The sequence below is a fragment of the Sphingomonas kaistensis genome, assembly GCF_011927725.1.
GTDB lineage: Bacteria > Pseudomonadota > Alphaproteobacteria > Sphingomonadales > Sphingomonadaceae > Sphingomicrobium > Sphingomicrobium kaistense.
On sequence record NZ_JAATJC010000001.1, the window covers coordinates 775,249 to 792,888 of the forward strand.

The 17,640-nt window shown below is 68.9% G+C and carries 11 protein-coding genes; 5 read left to right on the forward strand and 6 right to left on the reverse strand.

What is annotated here, in order from left to right:
- Positions 1-22 precede the first annotated feature (22 nt).
- Positions 23-2,632, reverse strand: a complete 2,610-nt coding sequence (locus tag GGQ97_RS03785) for a [protein-PII] uridylyltransferase (protein ID WP_245197844.1) — start codon at positions 2,630-2,632, stop codon at positions 23-25.
- On the opposite strand from GGQ97_RS03785, the gene GGQ97_RS03790 reads away from it, so the two are divergent.
- The gene (locus GGQ97_RS03790; protein WP_245197845.1) at positions 2,555-3,871 is read left to right on the forward strand and encodes an aspartyl/asparaginyl beta-hydroxylase domain-containing protein; all 1,317 of its coding nucleotides are present in this window, start codon (positions 2,555-2,557) and stop codon (positions 3,869-3,871) included. The two genes, GGQ97_RS03785 and GGQ97_RS03790, sit on opposite strands and share 78 nt — an antisense overlap.
- On the opposite strand, the gene mutS is transcribed toward GGQ97_RS03790, so the two are convergent.
- Complete coding sequence (gene mutS, locus GGQ97_RS03795) at positions 3,853-6,444, reverse strand: DNA mismatch repair protein MutS (RefSeq protein WP_245197846.1); 2,592 nt, start codon at positions 6,442-6,444, stop codon at positions 3,853-3,855. The two genes, GGQ97_RS03790 and mutS, sit on opposite strands and share 19 nt — an antisense overlap.
- 52 nt (positions 6,445-6,496) lie before the next feature.
- Between mutS and GGQ97_RS03800 the strand changes: the two genes are divergently transcribed.
- The gene (locus GGQ97_RS03800) at positions 6,497-8,773 is read left to right on the forward strand and encodes an NADP-dependent malic enzyme (protein WP_168067714.1); all 2,277 of its coding nucleotides are present in this window, start codon (positions 6,497-6,499) and stop codon (positions 8,771-8,773) included.
- Here GGQ97_RS03800 and GGQ97_RS03805 read toward each other — a convergent pair.
- A complete protein-coding gene (locus GGQ97_RS03805) occupies positions 8,770-10,860 on the reverse strand; it encodes a RelA/SpoT family protein (protein WP_168070692.1) in 2,091 nt (696 codons plus the stop codon). The genes GGQ97_RS03800 and GGQ97_RS03805 overlap by 4 nt on opposite strands.
- A gap of 148 nt (positions 10,861-11,008) precedes the next feature.
- Between GGQ97_RS03805 and GGQ97_RS03810 the strand changes: the two genes are divergently transcribed.
- Complete coding sequence (locus GGQ97_RS03810; protein ID WP_342448439.1) at positions 11,009-11,527, forward strand: winged helix-turn-helix transcriptional regulator; 519 nt, start codon at positions 11,009-11,011, stop codon at positions 11,525-11,527.
- Between the two features lie 54 nt (positions 11,528-11,581).
- Here GGQ97_RS03810 and rpoZ read toward each other — a convergent pair whose 3' ends face one another.
- Positions 11,582-11,923, reverse strand: a complete 342-nt coding sequence (gene rpoZ, locus GGQ97_RS03815; protein ID WP_168067716.1) for a DNA-directed RNA polymerase subunit omega — start codon at positions 11,921-11,923, stop codon at positions 11,582-11,584.
- A 155-nt stretch (positions 11,924-12,078) separates the two neighbouring features.
- On the opposite strand from rpoZ, the gene GGQ97_RS03820 reads away from it, so the two are divergent.
- The gene (locus tag GGQ97_RS03820; RefSeq protein WP_168067717.1) at positions 12,079-13,254 is read left to right on the forward strand and encodes a phospholipase D-like domain-containing protein; all 1,176 of its coding nucleotides are present in this window, start codon (positions 12,079-12,081) and stop codon (positions 13,252-13,254) included.
- Between the two features lie 21 nt (positions 13,255-13,275).
- Here the strand turns inward: GGQ97_RS03820 and GGQ97_RS03825 are convergent, their stop codons facing one another.
- Positions 13,276-13,905 (reverse strand): class I SAM-dependent methyltransferase, encoded by a 630-nt coding sequence (locus tag GGQ97_RS03825; RefSeq protein WP_168067718.1) that lies wholly within the window; start codon positions 13,903-13,905, stop codon positions 13,276-13,278.
- Positions 13,906-14,002: 97 nt separating this feature from the next.
- Between GGQ97_RS03825 and GGQ97_RS03830 the strand changes: the two genes are divergently transcribed.
- Positions 14,003-15,298 carry an MFS transporter gene (locus tag GGQ97_RS03830; protein ID WP_168067719.1) on the forward strand — a complete coding sequence of 432 codons (1,296 nt, stop codon included), beginning with the start codon at positions 14,003-14,005 and terminating at the stop codon, positions 15,296-15,298.
- On the opposite strand, the gene GGQ97_RS03835 is transcribed toward GGQ97_RS03830, so the two are convergent.
- Positions 15,295-17,595, reverse strand: coding sequence for a CDC48 family AAA ATPase (locus tag GGQ97_RS03835; protein WP_168067720.1), 2,301 nt, complete (start codon positions 17,593-17,595; stop codon positions 15,295-15,297). The genes GGQ97_RS03830 and GGQ97_RS03835 overlap by 4 nt on opposite strands.
- Between the last annotated feature and the right edge of the window lie 45 nt (positions 17,596-17,640).

The window sequence follows — 17,640 nt, forward strand, 5'->3', positions numbered from 1 at the left end:
CGGGGCCCTTGTTTTTGCAGGGCTAGGCGGCCGCTGCGCTGGCGGGGCGGTGGCTGGCGACGGCGAGCAGCCGCGGCCTCGCCCGTGCGACCTCCGCCGCGGACAGTTTCTCGCCGTTGGCGCCGGTCAGGTAGAAGACGTCCACCGCCCGCTCGCCATAGGTCGCGATATGGGCCGAATGGATGGTCAGGCTGCCTTCGAAGATGGCGCCAGCCAGCGCGGCGAGCAGGCCAGGGCGGTCGGCCGCCTGGACCTCGACCACGGTGAAGCGTCGCGACGCGCCTTCCGCGATGGTGACCGACGGGGCGATCTCGAACACGGGCGAGGGCCCTTCGTCCGGAAGGGCGGGCAAGGGCCCGTCGCCAAGCGCCGCCTCGATCGCCCGGGCCAGGCGTTGCCGCCGGCGGCGGTCGGGATAGGGTCTGCCCTGCCGGTCGTGCACCAGCAGGTTGTCGAGCGCCATGCCATCGCGGGTGGTGTGGATCCGGGCGTCGACGATCCCGGCCCCCGCTCCCGCCAGCGCGGCCGAGATGCGGAAGAACAGGCCCGGCCTGTCGGGCGCATAGACGGTGACCCGAGTCGCGCCCTCCGGACCCGCTTCGATCCTGACCGACGGCTCGGCCGTGCCGGCCACGGCGTCCGACCGCGCCATCTGCCGGGCGTTGTCAAGGATCCAGTCGGGCGGCTCGGCGATCCAGTAGCTGTCGGGCAGCCGCCGCGCATGGGCCTGGGCCAGCCCCTCCTCCCACCCGAGCGCGCGGGCGAGTTGCTGGCGGCGCATCTCGATCTCTTCGGTCCGGCCCCTTTGCTTGTAGCCGAGCCGCAGCCGTTCCTCGGCGAATTCGTACAGGGTCCGGATCAGCTTGCGCTTCCACTCGGTCCAGATGCCCGGGCCGACGGCGCGGATGTCGACTACCGTCAGGATCAAGAGCAAGCGCAGGCGTTCGGGACTTTGCACCGTGGCGACTAGGTCGTCGATCGTCTTGGGATCGGCAGGATCGCGCTTGAAGGCGGTGTGGCTGAGCAGCAGGTGATGCCGGACCAGCCATGCCACTGTGTCGGTTTCGCCGGGATCGAGGCCGAAGCGCGGGCACAGCTCTCGCGCGACCGCTTCGCCGAGGATCGAATGATCGCCCTTGCGGCCCTTGGCTATGTCGTGGAGCAGCACCGCGACGTAGAGCACCCTGCGCGAGCCGATCTGGCGGAACAGTGCGGTGGCCAGCGGATGGTCCTCGGCCAGCTCTCCGCGCTCCACCGCCGCAAGCAGCCCGACCGCGCGGATGGTGTGCTCGTCGACAGTGTAATGGTGGTACATGTCGAACTGCATCTGCGCGACGACGCGGCGGAAGTCGGGGACGAAGCGGCCGAACACATTGGCCTCGTTCATCCACCGCAGCACCAGTTCGGGCTGGTCGCGTGCGGTCAGCACCTCGAGGAACAGGGCGTTGGCCTCGGGATCGTCGCGGACCTGCTCGACCAGCCGCGCATCGCGGGTCGCGGCACGCATCGCGCTGGGGTGGATCTCGAGCTTTTCGCGGGCGGCAATGGCGAACAGCGAGAGCAATCGCCGCGGGTCTTCGCGCAGGAACCCGTCGTCGGGCAACGCCAGCCGGCCGCGGCTGATGACGAAGCCGGCCAGCCGGCGCGGACGGCGCAGGAAGGTCGGCAGCGCGAACCGCCGCCCCTTGGCGCCGAGCTGCTCGTCGAGCTGCGCGAGGAACTGGCCGGTCAGGTCGCCGACGCTGCGGGCCTGCAGGAAGTACATGTGCATGAAGCGTTCGACCGAGCTCTTGCCCGGGCGGTCGGCATAATGAAGCGCGCTTGCCAGTTCGCGCTGGTGGGTGAAGCTCATCCGCTCCTCGGCCCGGCCGGCAAGGCAGTGGAGGAGGACGCGCACCGACCAGAAGAAGCGCTCGGCCCGATCGAAGCGGGCATATTCGGCATGGGTGAGGAGGCCGGCATCGACCAGTTCGGCCGGGCTGCTGACGCCGTGCACGTAGCGGCCGACCCACATCAACGTGTGAAGGTCGCGCAGCGCGCCCTTGCCGTTCTTGACGTTGGGTTCGACCAGGTAGCGGCTGTCGCCGAACTTCTCGTGGCGGGCGTCGCGCTCGGCAAGCTTGGCCGAGACGAATTCGGCCGCAGTGCCGGTCACGATCTCCTTGCGGAATCGCTGCGTCGCTTCCTCGAACAGGGCGGGGTCGCCGTCGACCAGCCGCGATTCGAGCATGGCGGTGCGCACCGTCATGTCCTCTCGCGAAAGGTGCAGCAATTCGGGGATGGTGCGGATCGCCTGGCCGACCTTCAACTGGGCGTCCCACAAGGCGTAGAGCGTCGCCTCGATCACCTGCTCGCACCAGGGCGCGCGCGGGTGGGGGGTCAGGAACATCAGGTCGATGTCGCTGTACGGCGCCATCTCGCCGCGGCCATAGCCGCCCAGCGCGACCAGGCTGACCCGTTCGCCCGACGACGGGTTGGGGTTGGGATAAGCAGCCCGGGCAGCGGCAAAGGCGCGGCGGACCAGGCTGTCGGTGAAACCGGAGACGAAGGCGGCATGCTCGCGCCCGCAGGTCGGCTCGGCAAACGCTCGCTCGGCAAGCTCGGCGCGATGGGCGGCGAGGAGTTCGATCAAGGTCTGCGGCTCGGCCATTGCCCTTGTTGTAGCCAACTGCGCCTTGAACCGCGAGCCGCCGCTGCTAGCCTCTCCCTCGACCCGCGCGAGGAGGAGAATGGCGTGTACGACTGGCCGGCCGTTCTCACCTCGGCGCTCGAACGCCTGCGCCGCAACGATCCCGGCCTGCTCGCCTTTCTCGAGGGTCAGGCAGTCCGGTCCGACGCACCGCCGCCGTTGTGGCTGTTGCTGGCCGAAGCGCGGCGGGTCGCGGGCGACGACCCCGGGTGCGAAGCCGCGCTGGACCAGGCGCTGGAGCGTGACGGGCGGTTCGTCCAGGCGCTGCTTGCCAAGGGCGAGATGGTGGCACAGCGGGGCGACGATCGCGGGGCGGTCAGCTTCCTGTCGCTGGCGTTGTCGCAGGCTCCTGCCAACCCGCCCCCCGCGCTGGCCGAGCGCCTGGTGCGCGCACGCGCGCTGATCGCGTCCTCGCAAAGCCGGTTCGTCGACCATTTGGAAAGCGAGCTTCGCAACGCCGGCCTTGGCGACCGGCGGCCCGAGCGCTTCACCGAAGCGATCGCCATCCTCAAGGGCGAGGCGCCGGTCCACGTACAGCAGCCGACCAGTTTCTATTATCCCGGACTGCCGCAGATCGCCTTCCACGATCCCGCCGCCCACCCCTGGATCGCCGAACTGGAGGCGGCCGCGCCGGCCATGCGGGACGAGGTCGAGGCCCTGCTCGGCGACGAGACCTTCGCGCCCTACGTGCAAGGCGACGCGTCACGCGCCAACCGCGGGCACGCACTGCTCAACGATCCGCGGTGGAGCGCCCTTTACCTGTGGAAGGACGGGGCGGTGGTCGCGGACAATGCGTCGCGCTGCCCGGCGACCATGAAGGCGCTGGAGGCCGCGCCCCTGCCGATGATCCCCGGCCGGGCCCCCAACATCCTGTTCTCGCAGCTTCGGCCAAGGACCCATATCCCACCGCACTGGGGAATGCTGAACACCCGGCTGATCTGCCACATCCCGCTGATCGTGCCCGACGGCTGCCGCCTGCGGGTCGGCAATCACCAGCGCCGGGTCGAGTTCGGCAAGGCGATCCTGTTCGACGATTCGATCGAGCATGAGGCGTTCAACGACAGCGACGAGACCCGGGTCATCCTCCTGCTGGAGGTGTGGAACCCGGCGCTCGACCAGGCCGAACGTGCGGCGCTGACCGCCATGTTCGGCGGCATCGGCCTTTACGGCAGCGGTGGCTGAGACAGCGCCTTCAGGCGGTACAGGGCTTCCAGCGCTTCGCGCGGGGTGAGGGCATCGGGATCAATGTCTCCGAGCGCGTCGGCCAGTGGGTCGGCGGGGGCCTCGGGAGTGGTTGCGGTCGCCGCGAACAACGGGAGGTCATCGAGGCCCGCGGCAATCCCGCCAGTCGCGTCTCGGCCCGCTTCGAGCTTCGCAAGCACCGATTTCGCGCGCGACACCACCGCTGGCGGAAGGCCCGCGAGCCGGGCCACGGCAATGCCGTAGCTGCGATCCGCAGCGCCTTCGGCCACTTCGTGCAGCAGGACGAGATCGCCTTTCCATTCGCGCGCGCGGACGTTGTGCAGCGACAGGCAGGGGAGGCGCCCGGCAAGCCGGGTCAGCTCATGATAATGGGTCGCGAACAGTGTCCGCGAGCGCGCCTCGTCATGCATCGCCTCGACCACCGCCCAGGCGATGGCGAGCCCGTCATAGGTGGAGGTGCCGCGCCCGATCTCGTCGAGGATGACGAGGCTGCGCGAAGTCGCCTGGGCGAGGATGGCGGCGGTTTCGACCATCTCGACCATGAAGGTCGAACGGCCACGGGCGAGATTGTCGGACGCGCCGACGCGGCTGAACAGGCGGTCGACCAGGCCGACCCTGGCGCGGGCGGCGGGGACGAAGCTGCCGGCCTGCGCCAGCAGCGCGATCAGCGCTACCTGGCGGAGGAAGGTCGACTTGCCGCCCATGTTGGGGCCGGTGATCAGCCACAGGCGGTCGCTTGCCCCGAGGCAGCAATCGTTGGCGACGAACCGCTCGCCGCCCCGCGCAAGCGCGCGTTCGACCACCGGGTGGCGGCCGCCCTCGATCTCCAGGCAGGGCGTGTCGTCGAGCGCTGGGCGGACCCAGCCGCCTTCGCCGGCCCGTTCGGCAAGCGCCGCGGCGACGTCGATCCGGGCCAGCGCATCGGCGGTCGCGCTGATCGGCGCGGCCTCGGCGACGGCTGAGGCGGTGAGGCGGGCGAGATGCGTCTGTTCGAGCGTCAGGGCATGGCCGCCGGCTTCGAGCACGCGGCTCGCTTCCTCGTGCAGCGCCGGGCTGTTGAAGCGCACCGCGCCGGCCATGGTCTGGCGGTGGGTGAAGCCGCTGTCGGGCGCGAGCAGCCTGTCGGCGTAGCGGGCGGGTACCTCGACATGATAGCCGAGCACGGCGTTGTGGCGGATCTTGAGCGCCGACACGCCAGTCGCGTCGCGGTAGCGACTTTCGAGCTCGGCGATCGCGCGGCGGCCGTCGCTGGAGGCGGAGCGGAGCGCGTCGAGTTCGGGATCATAGGCCTCGGCGATGAAGCCGCCCTTGGCTGCGTCGAGCGGCGGACTGGCGATCAGCGCCCGTCCCAGTTCCGCGGTCAGCGCCTGGTGTCCGCCCAGAAGCGGCAACAGGCCATCGAGCAGGCGCGGGCGAAGCGCCTGCGCAGCGAGGGTGGCGGCAAGATCCGACGCGCCGGTCAGCCCGTCGCGCAAGGCCGCCAGGTCGCGCGGTCCGCCGCGTCCTGCGACCAGCCGCCCGAGCGCTCGGCCGAGGTCGGGCAGGCTGCGCAGGGCGCTGCGCAGGCGGTCACGGCGGATCGGTTCCTCGGTGAACCAGGCGACGAGGTCGAGCCGGTCCTCGATTGCGGCCCTGTCGGTCAGCGGGGCCGCGAGGTCGGATCCGAGCAGGCGGCGCCCGGCGGCGGTGACGCAGCGGTCGATCTCGCCCAGCAAGGATCCAGCAAGGGCGCCTTCGGCGGTGCGGCAGATTTCGAGGCTTGCGCGGGTCGCGGCATCGATTGCCATGTGGGCGGAGCGCTGCACCCGTCGCGGAAGGCCGAGGAACGCCGTCGCCTCGCGCTGGGTGGCGTCGAGATAGGCAAGCAGCCCGCCGGCCGCGGCCAGTTCGGCGCGTCCGGGCCCGCCGAGGCCGTCGAGATCGGCAAGCCCGAACCGCCGCTTGAGCGCGCGTTCGCCGGCGATGCTGTCGAACCCGTCGTGGTTCCAGCGCGCCTCGATCCCGGGCAGCGGGTCGGCCCCGATCACCTCGGCAGGCCCAAGCCGCGCAAGCTCCGCCGCAAGCTCGTGACCGCTGCAGGCGACCAGTTCGAATCGCCCGGTCGAGATGTCGCAGGCCGCGATCGCGCATTCCTCGCCGACCCGCCCGACGGCAGCCAGCCAGTTGGCCGACCCGCTGTCGAGCAGGGTGTCCTCGGTCAGCGTGCCCGGCGTCACCAAGCGGACGATGGCGCGCTCGACCAGCGCCTTGGAGCCGCGCGCCTTGCGGGCCTCGGCCGGGCTTTCGATCTGTTCGGCGATGGCGACGCGGTGGCCGGCGCGGATCAGCCGCGCGAGGTAGCTTTCGGCGGCGTGGATAGGCACGCCGCACATCGGCACCCCGTCGCCGCGCTTGGTCAGCGCGATATCGAGGCAGGCAGCGGCAACCTTGGCGTCCTCGAAGAACAATTCGAAGAAATCGCCCATGCGATAGAACAGCAAGGCGTCACCGGCCTCGGCCTTGAGGCGGTGATATTGCTGCATCATCGGGGTGTCGGCATCGGCCCGGGCCATGGGGCCGGGTTAGCGGCTCGCAAAGACGGAGGCGAGGGGCTAAAGGCTCCCCATGTCCGAAAGCAACGTAAAGTTCTCCGAAGCCGAGGCCCTGCATTTCCACGCCCGCGGCCGTCCGGGAAAGATCGAAATCATCGCCTCCAAGCCGATGGCGACGCAGCGCGATCTCAGCCTCGCTTATTCGCCCGGCGTCGCGGTGCCGGTGCGGGCAATCGCCGAGGATCCGTCCAAAGCCTATGACTATACCGCCAAGGGCAACCTGGTCGCGGTGATCTCCAACGGCACCGCGATCCTGGGCCTCGGCGATCTTGGTGCACTGGCGTCGAAGCCGGTGATGGAAGGCAAGGCGGTGCTGTTCAAGCGCTTCGCCGACGTCGATTCGATCGACCTCGAACTCGACACCCGCGATCCCGATGCCTTTATCAACGCCGTCGCGCTGATGGAGCCGAGCTTCGGCGGCATCAACCTCGAGGACATCGCCGCGCCGGACTGCTTCGTGATCGAGCAGACCCTGCGCGAGCGGATGAACATCCCGGTGTTCCACGACGACCAGCACGGCACCGCGATCATCACCGCCGCCGGGCTGATCAACGCCTGCCTGCTGACCGGGCGCGAACTCAAGGACATCAAGGTCGTGGTGAACGGCGCCGGCGCGGCGGCGATCGCCTGCACCGAGCTGATCAAGGCGATGGGCGTGCGCGGCGACAACGTCATCATGTGCGATCGCACCGGCGTCATCCACAAGGGCCGCGACGATCTCGACCAATGGAAGAGCGCGCATGCGGTTGTCACCGAGCGCCGCTCGCTGGCCGATGCGCTGGTCGGCGCCGACGTGTTCCTTGGCCTGTCGGCGGCCAAGGCGCTGAAGCCCGAGTGGGTCAAGGACATGGCGCCCCGGCCGATCATCTTCGCGATGGCGAATCCCGATCCCGAGATCACCCCGCCCGAAGCCAAGGCCGCGCGGCCCGACGCGATCATCGCGACCGGCCGGTCGGACTATCCCAACCAGGTCAACAACGTGCTCGGCTTCCCCTTCATCTTCCGCGGCGCACTCGACGTGCGCGCTACCGCGATCAACGACGAGATGAAGATCGCCGCCGCCAATGCGCTTGCCGAACTGGCGCGCGAGGCAGTGCCGGAGGAAGTCGCTGCCGCCTATGGCGGGGTCAGCCAGCGGTTCGGCGCCGACTACATCATCCCGGCGCCGTTCGACCCGCGGCTGATGGAAGTGGTGCCCGCCGCCGTCGCCGAGGCGGCGATGCGCTCGGGCGTCGCGCAGCGGCCGATCGAGAATTTCGCAGTCTATCGCCAGACGCTGCGGGCCCGGCTCAACCCGACCGTCAGCGTGCTCAGCCTCGCCCACGAGGCAGCGCGTTCCAACCCCAAGCGCGTGCTGTTCGCCGAGGGCGAGGAGCATGTCGTGCTGCGCGCCGCCATCGCCTTCAAGGAGGGCGGGTTCGGGACCCCGGTGCTGGTCGGGCGCGAGGACGTCCACGACCGTCTGCGCGAGATCGGGATCGACGATCCGTCGGGCTATGAGGTGCTCAACAGCCGCAATTCGCCGCTGGTCGGCCGCGCGGTCGACCACCTCTACAGCCGGCTGCAGCGCAAGGGCTATCTCCGCCGCGAGATTGAGCGGATGGTCAATCAGGACCGCAACTATTTCGCCGCCGCCATGCTCTCGCTGGGCGAGGCCGACGCGATGATCACCGGCGTCACCCGCCCGTTCAGCCAGACGCTGCGCCAGGTCGAGATGGTCATCGACCACGAGGAGGATTCGCCGCCGTTCGGGATCAACATCATCGTCGGGCAGAACCAGACGGTGCTGATCGCCGACACCGCGGTCAGCGAGCGGCCAAGCGCCGAGGACCTTGCCGCCATCGCCATTCGGTCGGCCGCCTTCGCGCGGCGGATGGGGCAGGAGCCGCGGGTGGCGTTCGTCAGCTACACCACCTTCGGCAATCCGCCCGGCGCCTATGTCGACCACCTGCGCGACGCGGTGAAGCTGCTCGACGGCCGCAAGGTCGATTTCGAATATGAAGGCGAGATGGCGCCCGACGTCGCGCTCAACCACGAGATGCAGCGGCGCTATTATCCGTTCAGCCGGCTGAGCGGTCCGGCCAACATCCTGATCATGCCCGGCCTGCAGTCGGCCAGCCTGTCGGCCAAGCTGCTCCGCGCGCTGGGCGGGGAAAGCGTGATCGGCCCGTTCCTGATCGGGATGAAGCTGCCGGTGCAGATCGCGCCGATGACCGCTGGCGCGAGCGACCTGGTGACGCTGGCGGTGCTTGCGGCGGGTGCGGTGGAGCGTTCGCGACCCCGGGGCTAAAGCCGCTCGACGCTCGACACCGGATCGGCCGCCCGAAGCGCGGCCATGATGGTGTGGAGGTGCGCCAAGTCGTGCACCTCGACGTCGACGTGGAAGGTGTGGAACGACCCGTCGCGGTGGACCTGCGCCAGGTTGATGATGTTGGCGCCCTTCTGGCCGAGGATGGTTGCCATGGTGCCGAGCGCGCCGGCCACGTCGCGCACGATGATGCACAGCCGCGCCGTGGCGCCATCCGAATCGTCGCTCCAGCTGAGGTCGAGCCAGTCGGCGTCGATCCCGGTGGCGAGGAGGTCGCAGCCGATCGCATGCACCTCGATCTCCTCATCCTCGCGGCGCAGGCCGACGATCCGGTCGCCGGGGATGGGGTGACAGCATTGCGCGAGGTGGAAGGCGACCCCCGGGGTCAGCCCGCGGATCGAGATGGCGCGCCGCTGGGACGAAGGGCGCGGCGCGACGTCGCCGCCGGTCGAGCCCGGCATCAGCGCTTCCATCAGCGCTTCGTCGCCGACCCGCTTGCGGGCGATGGCGATCATCAGCGCCTCGACATCCTCGAGCTTGAGCTTCTTGAGCGCGCGGGGGACCGCTTCCTTCGGCAGGGGCACGGGGAGGCGGGCGACGATCTCGTCGTAGATCTTGGTGCCGAGCTCGACCGTCTCGTCGCGCTCCTTGTGGCGGACGAAGCGGCGGACCGCGGAACGCGCCTTGCCGGTCGCGACGAACCGTAGCCACGAGGGCTGCGGCGTCTGCGCGTCGGAGGTCAGGATGTCGACCTGGTCGCCATTGTCGAGCAGGGTGCGCAGCGGCACCACGCGCCCGTTGACCTTGGCCCCGACCGTCTTGTCGCCAAGCCTGGTGTGCACCGCATAGGCGAAGTCGACCGGCGTCGCGCCCTTGGGCAGCTGGATCAGCTCGCCCTTGGGTGTGAAGGCGAAGATCCGGTCCTGGTACATCGCCATCCGGGTATGCTCGAGCAGCTCCTCGGGGCTGTCGGCATGGTCGAGGATTTCGACCAGGTCGTCGATCCACGGCACGTGGATGTCGGCGACCGGCTTGCCCTCCTTGTAGGCCCAGTGGGCGGCGAGGCCCTTTTCGGCCTGAAGGTGCATCTCGCGGGTGCGGATCTGGACCTCGATCCGCATCTTGCTGTCGTGGATGACCGAAGTGTGCAGGCTGCAGTAGCCGTTGCGCTTGGGGGTCGAGATGAAGTCCTTGAAGCGACCCGGCACCATCGGCCAGCGGCGCTGGATCAGGCCCAGCGCGCGATAGCATTCGTCGATGTCCTGGACGATCACCCGGAAGGCCATGACGTCGGACAATTGCTCGAAGCTGATGTGGCGCTCGGCCATCTTGCGCCAGATCGAATAGGGGTGCTTCTCGCGGCCCATGACCTCGGCCTCGAGGCCATTGTCGGCGAGGTGCAGTTGCAGGCCGAGGCCGATCCGGCTGACCAGGTCGCCGCCTTCGGAATGAAGCTGGGCGAGGCGGCGCGTGATCGAGGCATAGGCGTCCGGCTCCAGCTGCCGGAAGGCCAGGGTCTGCATCTCGTTCATGATCTCGTACATGCCGATCCGCTCGGCCAGCGGGGCATAGATATCCATCGTCTCGCGGGCGATGCGGCGGCGCTTGTCCTCGTTCTTGATGTGGTGGAGCGTGCGCATGTTGTGCAGCCGGTCGGCCAGCTTCACCAGCAGCACCCGGATGTCGCCGCTCAGCGCGAGCAGGAACTTGCGCAGGTTCTCGGCCGCCCGCTCATTCTCGGACTGGGCCTCGATCTTGCTGAGCTTGGTCACCCCGTCGACCAGCCGGGCGACATTGGCCCCGAACAATCGTTCCACCTCGTCGGGGGTGGCGACGGTATCCTCGATCGTGTCGTGGAGGATTCCGGTGACGATGGTCTCGTCGTCGAGCTTGAGATCGGTCAGGATGCCGGCCACCTCGATCGGGTGGCTGAAATAAGGATCGCCCGAGGCCCGGGTCTGCGAGCCATGCGCCTTCATCGAAAACACGTAGGCGCGGTTGATCAATCCCTCATCGGCATCGGGATCGTAGGAGCGAACCCGCTCGACCAGCTCATATTGGCGCAGCACCTGACCTATGTGGGCCGGGCGAGTGTCCTGTTGCAAGTGCGAAGTGCTGCGACTTTGGTGCAACAGGGGCGCGGTAGAGTTCCCCGATGCTAGTTACATCGCTGATTTTATGCTTTTCTTGCCTCGGCTCAACCAGTGGGGAAGTCGAGTGACGGCGCGTGATGCTGACCTGGTTGCCGCATTTCAGGCGTCTTCGGACGCCTGCCCGATCCCCGAGGCGGTGGCGATCATCGGCGAGCGATGGACCTGCCTGATCATCCGCGCGTCGCTGCTGGGGCTTTGTCATTTCGAGGAATTCCAGGCCTGCCTCGGCATTGCCCGCAATATCCTGTCCGACCGCCTCGGCCGGCTGGTCGCCGCGGGCATCCTCGCGCGGACGCCGGACCCTGCCGATGGACGACGCGTGATCTATGCGCTGACCGAGCGCGGCGCGGCGCTGGTTCCGGTGTTCGTGGCGATGCGCCAGTGGGCGCTTGACGCGGGTCTCGGCAAGCCGGGGCTGCCGACCCTTGCCGACCGCCGGCATCGCCAGCCGGTCGAGGGCGTCGCCATCGTGGCGCACGACGGCCGCTCGCTGGCGATCGACGATCTGATGTGGCTTGGGCCGGACGGCGAAGAGCTGGTGACGCCGGGGGCGTCGCGCGACAGCCGGGCAGTCGCAGCCTAGGCGCGCAGTCCGGAAGGCCACTCCCCGACGCCTGGCGGGGAGTGGATCACCTGCTTATTCGTAATCGCCGCCCGACGGGGTCGGACGCGGCGGCGCAGCGGCGGTGAGGCGGAGCGCTTCGGCCGATTCGCTGAGCGAGGCCAGCTCGTCGGTGGCATCCTCCTCGTCGATCTGGACGCGCTGCAGGCTGGAGATCAGCGACTCGTTCAGCTCCTTGGGGCGAACGGTTTCCTCGGCGATCTCGCGCAGGGCGACGACCGGGTTCTTGTCGCGATCGCGGTCGATGGTGAGGTCGGCGCCGCCCGAGATCTGCCGCGCGCGCTGGGCGGCAAGCAGGACGAGATCAAAGCGGTTCGAAACCTTGTCGACGCAATCTTCGACGGTGACGCGTGCCATCAGGCGTGGCCTTCCATTAGGAGCAAAGCTGAAAAGAGAGGGTCGTGCACCTAGGTGCTGACCGCTTTCGAGTCAAGGAAAGCAGCCAGCCGGCGCATGGCGCATGATGGCATCGACATGCTTGCGCTGACCGCCCGTAGGTTTACCGAGGAGCCATGTCCGACCTCCTCGAGCATCCGGTCGTGACCGCCCCTGCCGTGACGGCCGAGGTGGCGGGAAATCGGCTGACGTTGGTCGAAAGCGGAACCGAGCGGCTGAAGCTGCTGCTGCGGCTGATCGACGGGGCGACCCGGTCGGTGCGGCTGCTGTTCTACATGATGGACGCCGACGCGGTGGGCGAGGCGGTGCGCGACGCGCTGGTCCGGGCCGCGACACGAGGCTGCGCCGTCACCGTCATCCTTGACGGATTCGGGTCGGACATCCCGTCGGACTTCTTCGACCCGCTCAAGCAGGCGGGCGGGTCGAGCTGCCTGTTCAATCCGCGGATCGGGGTCCGCTACCTGCTGCGCAACCACCAGAAGCTGGTGGTGATCGACGACCGGGAGGCGATCACCGGGGGCGCCAACCTGACGGTCGACTATATGAGCGACCAGTCACCCGACCGCTGGCGCGACCTGTGGCTGCATGTCGAGGGACCGGCGGTAAGGGCGGCCGCGCGCTATTATGACGCGCTCCACGGCTGGACCGTGCGCACGGGCCCGAAGCTGCGCGAGCTGCGCCGGCTGCTGCACCGCCACAGCCAGCGCAAGGGCGCGCTGCAGTGGCAATATACCGGCCCGGTCCGGCGCGGCCATCCGTGGACCTTCGGAGTGGCCCGCGACCTGGCTGCGGCCAGCAGCCTCGACATGATCGCGGCCTATTTCTCGCCCCCCTTCGCGATGCTGCGCCGGTTGCGCCGGCTGGGCCGGCGCGGACAGGTGCGGATCATCACGGCCGCGCGATCCGACAACAATGCCACCATCGGGGCCGCGCGCCACACCTATCGCGGGCTGCTGCGCCACGGCGTCCGGATGTTCGAATATCAGCCCGAGAAGCTCCACACCAAGCTGCTGGTGATGGACGACGTGGTGCATATCGGGTCGGCCAATTTCGATTTCCGCAGCCTGTATCTCAACCTCGAGATGATGCTGCGGGTCGAGGATGCCGGCTTCGCCGCGCAGCTTCGCGACTATTTCGAGCGGCAGCTTGCTGAAGCGCAGGAGATCACGCCCGAACTGCACCGGCAGCGGGCGAACTGGTGGCTCAAGCTCAAGTGGGCGCTGTCGAACTTCCTGGTGACCGCGGTCGATTACACGGTGACGCGGCGCCTGAACTTCGGGCCAGAACGCTAGGCCGCCCGGCCGCTCGCGCGCTCAGGCTTCGTCGCGCCAGGCCCAGAACAGGGTCGCGGGGGGCACGTTGACCCATTCGAAGCCGCGGTCGATGCGGTCGAACACCGGCGCGATGAAGTCGCGAACCTTGGGGCTGAACTGATAGACCAGGAACGCGCCGCCGGGCCGGATCGCGCGCGCGGTGGCGGCGCCGATCGCATCGCCGATGCCGGGCGGAAGGGTCGAGAAAGGCAGGCCCGACAGGATGTAGTCGGCCTGCGGAAGTCCGCGTTCGCTCAGCACCTTTTCGACGTCGGTTGCGCTTGCGGTCACCGCGATCAGGCGCGGATCGTCGATTGTTTCCTTGAGGAAAGCGGTGAATTCGGGGTTGGTGTCGATGGTCACCAGCCGGGCATCCTCGGGCAGATGCTCGAGGATCACCCGGGTGAAGGTGCCGACCCCCGGGCCATATTCGACGAACAGCTTGGTCGTCGCCCAATCGACCGGTCCGAGCATCTTGTCGATCAGCCGGCGGCTCGACGGGATCACCGACCCGACCATCACCGGATTCTTGAAGAAGCCGCGCAGGAAGGCGAGCCGTTCGGATCCACCGCGACCGCGGCGGGCATGGCGACGCCGTTCCTTGATCGCGCGGGCAGAAGTGGCTTGCATGGAGGCTCCGGCTTTAGCGTCGGCAGATGGCCGGCAATGGCTCCAAGCAAATGCCCGCCGACTTGGCAAGTTCCGCGGGCTCGTTAGGAGCCGGATGATGAGCAATGTGCCGGTGAAGCGACAGAAGGTGGGCGGATCGGCGCTGACCAATCTCCATTTCCTGTTGCTCTACGCGGCGATGCTGGTGGCGGCGGCGGGCAACACCGCGCTGCAGTCGGTGATGCCCGCGATCGGCCGCGCGATCGGCATTGCCGATTTCTGGGTCGCCATCGCCTATACCTGGAGCGCGGTGCTGTGGGTGTGGCTGGCGCCGACCTGGGCGGAGAAGAGCGACCACCACGGGCGCAAGGCGCTGACCCAATTGGGGCTGGTCGGCTTCATCGTCTCGATGAGCTTGTGCGGGCTGGTGCTGATCGCGGGCCTGAAGGGGTGGACCGGCCCGGCGCTGACCTTCCTGCTGTTCGGGCTGTTCCGCGCGATCTACGGCGCGCTCGGCTGCGCCACGCCGAGTGCGACGCAGGCCTACCTGGCGGCACGGACCCGGCGTTCGGCGCGCACCGCGCAGCTGTCTGCTTTGTCCTCCTCGTTCGGCCTCGGAACGATCGTCGGACCGGCGCTTGCGCCGTTGTTCGTGCTTCCCTTCATCGGCTTGCCCGGGCCGCTGTTCGCCTTCGCCCTGATCGCGCTGGGGGTGGCGTTAGCGATCCAGTGGTGGCTGCCCGATGATCGCGGCAAGCTTGGCGACGGGCGCGGCGCGGCGATGAGCTATCCCAGCCTCGCCTCGATGATCACCGGCGCAAGCGTGCGCGCGGCGACCGCGCCGCAGCGGCAGAAAAGGCTGTCGTGGCGCGACGGACGGATCGGCCAGTGGATCGTCGCGGGAGTGGTCGCCGGCCACGCCCAGGCGGCGACGCTGACCTGCATCGGCTTCTTCATCATCGACGTGCTACGGATCGAGCCGCTGGGCGCCGAGCAGCCCATCGCCATCGTGATGATGGCCGGCGCCGGGGGCACCCTGGCGGCGCAATGGGGGTTGATCCCCAAGCTTGGCCTGGCACCCCGCGCGCTGATCGTCTGGGGATCGCTGATCGCCGCGCTGGGGCTTGGCGTCACGGCGGTGGCGAGCGACCTCTACGGGCTGGTGCTGGGGTTCGGCCTGGCCTCGATCGGTTTCGGCTTCACCCGGCCCGGCTTCACCGCCGGCGCCAGCCTCGCCGTCCCGCTTGCCGAGCAGGGCGCGGTGGCGGGCGTGATCACCAGCGCGAACGGTATCGCCTATGTGATCGCACCCGCGGCCGGGATGGCGCTCTACGCGCTCGACCCCCACCTGCCCTTCGCCATCGCCGTCCTGGTGGTCGTGGCGCTGGCCTGGTGGGGGCGCAAGCTCGGCTAGCTCTTGCCGCCCGGCTTGGGCGTCAGCATGCCCGGCGTGATGAAGCCGATGCCGCCGCGATCGGGGCGCACCGCATCGCTCTTCAGCGTGTCCGAGATGCGCTCATATTCGGTCAGCATCTCGGGCGTCACGGAAGCCCGCGTTTCCTTCAGCGCCTCGTCGAAATCGGCCATGCTGACCTCGGTGTTGGCAAGGTCGCGGCGCAGCGCGGTGAGGCCGGCGCGGCGGGTGAGGTCCTCGAGGTCGGCGCCGGTGAAGCGCTCGGTCCGGCGGGCGAGATCCTCGAGGTCGACATCGGCCGCGAGCGGCATCCGCTTGGCATGGATCGCCAGGATCCGGCGGCGGCCGGCGACGTCCGGCGGGCCGACATAGACCAGTTCGTCGAGGCGGCCCGGACGAAGCAGCGCGGGGTCGATGAGGTTGGGGCGATTGGTGGCGCCGATCAGCACTACGCCCTGTAATTCCTCCAGCCCGTCCATTTCGGCGAGGATGGTGTTGACCACCCGCTCGGTCACCTGCGGCTCGCCCATGCCGCCGCCACGCGCGGGGACCAGGCTGTCCAGTTCGTCGATGAAGATCACCGTCGGCGCGACCTGCCGGGCGCGGGCGAACAGGCGGCTGATCTGCTGCTCGCTTTCGCCATACCATTTGCTGAGGAGGTCGGACGACTTGATGGCGATAAAATTGGCCTGGCTTTCGCGTGCGGCGGCCTTGGCCAGCAAGGTCTTGCCGGTGCCGGGCGGGCCATAGAGCAGGAAGCCCTTGGCCGGACGGATGCCGAGCCGCTTGAAGGCGTCGGCATGCTTGAGCGGAAGCTCGATGCCTTCCTTCAATTTGTCCGCCGCGGCATCGAGGCCGCCGACATCGTCCCAGCCAACGGTCGGGACCTGCACCATCACCTCGCGCATGGCCGAGGGCTGGACCCGCTTCAGCGCATTGTCGAAATCGCTTGCGAGCACGCTCAGCCGGTCGAGCACCTCGGTCGGGATGGTCCCGTCGGCAAGGTTCAGTTCGGGCATGATCCGCCGCACCGCTTCAAGCGCCGCCTCGCGGGTCAGCGCGGCGAGGTCGGCACCAACGAAGCCGTAGGTGCGCCGCGACAAGCCATCGAGGTCGACGCCCTCGTCCAGCGGCATGCCGCGGGTGTGGATTCCGAGGATCTCGCGGCGGCCGGTTTCGTCGGGAACGCCGACCACGATCTCGCGGTCGAAGCGGCCCGGGCGGCGAAGCGCCTCGTCGATCGCGTCGGGGCGGTTGGTGGCGGCGATCACGACCAGGTTCTGGCGCGGTTCAAGCCCGTCCATCAGCGTCAGCAGCTGGGCGACCAGCCGCTTTTCCGCTTCGCCGGTGACCTTGTCGCGCTTGGGCGCGATCGAATCGATCTCGTCGATGAAGATGATCGAGGGCGCGGCCTGGCCGGCTTCCTCGAACAGCTCGCGCAGCTTCTTCTCCGATTCGCCATAGGCCGAGCCCATGATCTCGGGCCCGGCGATGTGGAAGAACTGGGCGTCGCTTTCGTTGGCGACCGCGCGTGCCAGCCGGGTCTTGCCGGTGCCGGGGGGCCCGTGCAGCAGCACGCCCTTGGGCGGATCGACGCCCAGCCGCTGGAACAGCTCGGGATGGCGCAGCGGAAGCTCGACCATCTCGCGCAGCGCGTCGATGGTGGCGCGCATGCCGCCGAGGTCGTCGTAGGTGACGTCGGCGCGGCGCTCGCCATGCTGCTCGGTATATTCGGGCAGGAGCTCTACCACGGTGCTGGCGTCGATGTGGACGATCCCGCGCGGGGTGGTGCTGACGACGCTGAGGCGGATTTCCTGCAGCGCGAAGGCGGGGGCATTGAGCAATTGCCGGACATGGTCGGGCATGTCGGCGTTGACCCGCTGGTGCCCGGCGGTGGCGATGGTGTCGCCGCTGGTCAGCGGACGCCCGGCGAAGCTGCGCTTCAGCGCTTCGGACGAGCCCTGCAGGCGGATGTTGTTCTGGGCCGGGGCGAACACCACCCGGGTCGCGGGCTTGGACTGGGCGACGCGCACCTCGACATAGTCGCCCGCGCCGACCCCGGCATTGGCGCGCTGCAGTCCGTCGAGGCGGATGATGTCGAGCCCTTCGTCGTCGCCATAGGGCCGCACCGCCAGCGCGGGGGTGGTGCGCTTGCCCTCGATCTCGATCACGTCGCCGTCCGACAGGCCAAGCTGGTCCATGATCGAGCGCGGCACCCGCGCGATCCCGCGGCCGCTGTCGGCGGGGGGCAGGTTGGCCACCTGCAGGCGGCGAATTTCGGTGTCCACGTCAGCCATTCATTGCTCCTCAGCTCCGCCAACGGCGAAGGTCCATCGCGGTTC

Excerpts from the sequence above, each read along its gene's own strand:
- GGQ97_RS03790 (WP_245197845.1), top strand. The coding sequence starts at position 2,555 with ATGCTCGCGCCCGCAGGTCGGCTCGGCAAACGCTCGCTCGGCAAGCTC.
- mutS (WP_245197846.1), bottom strand. The coding sequence starts at position 6,444 with ATGGCCCGGGCCGATGCCGACACCCCGATGATGCAGCAATATCACCGC.
- GGQ97_RS03800 (WP_168067714.1), top strand. The coding sequence starts at position 6,497 with ATGTCCGAAAGCAACGTAAAGTTCTCCGAAGCCGAGGCCCTGCATTTC.
- rpoZ (WP_168067716.1), bottom strand. The coding sequence starts at position 11,923 with ATGGCACGCGTCACCGTCGAAGATTGCGTCGACAAGGTTTCGAACCGC.
- GGQ97_RS03820 (WP_168067717.1), top strand. The coding sequence starts at position 12,079 with ATGTCCGACCTCCTCGAGCATCCGGTCGTGACCGCCCCTGCCGTGACG.
- GGQ97_RS03825 (WP_168067718.1), bottom strand. The coding sequence starts at position 13,905 with ATGCAAGCCACTTCTGCCCGCGCGATCAAGGAACGGCGTCGCCATGCC.
- GGQ97_RS03830 (WP_168067719.1), top strand. The coding sequence starts at position 14,003 with ATGAGCAATGTGCCGGTGAAGCGACAGAAGGTGGGCGGATCGGCGCTG.
- GGQ97_RS03835 (WP_168067720.1), bottom strand. The coding sequence starts at position 17,595 with ATGGCTGACGTGGACACCGAAATTCGCCGCCTGCAGGTGGCCAACCTG.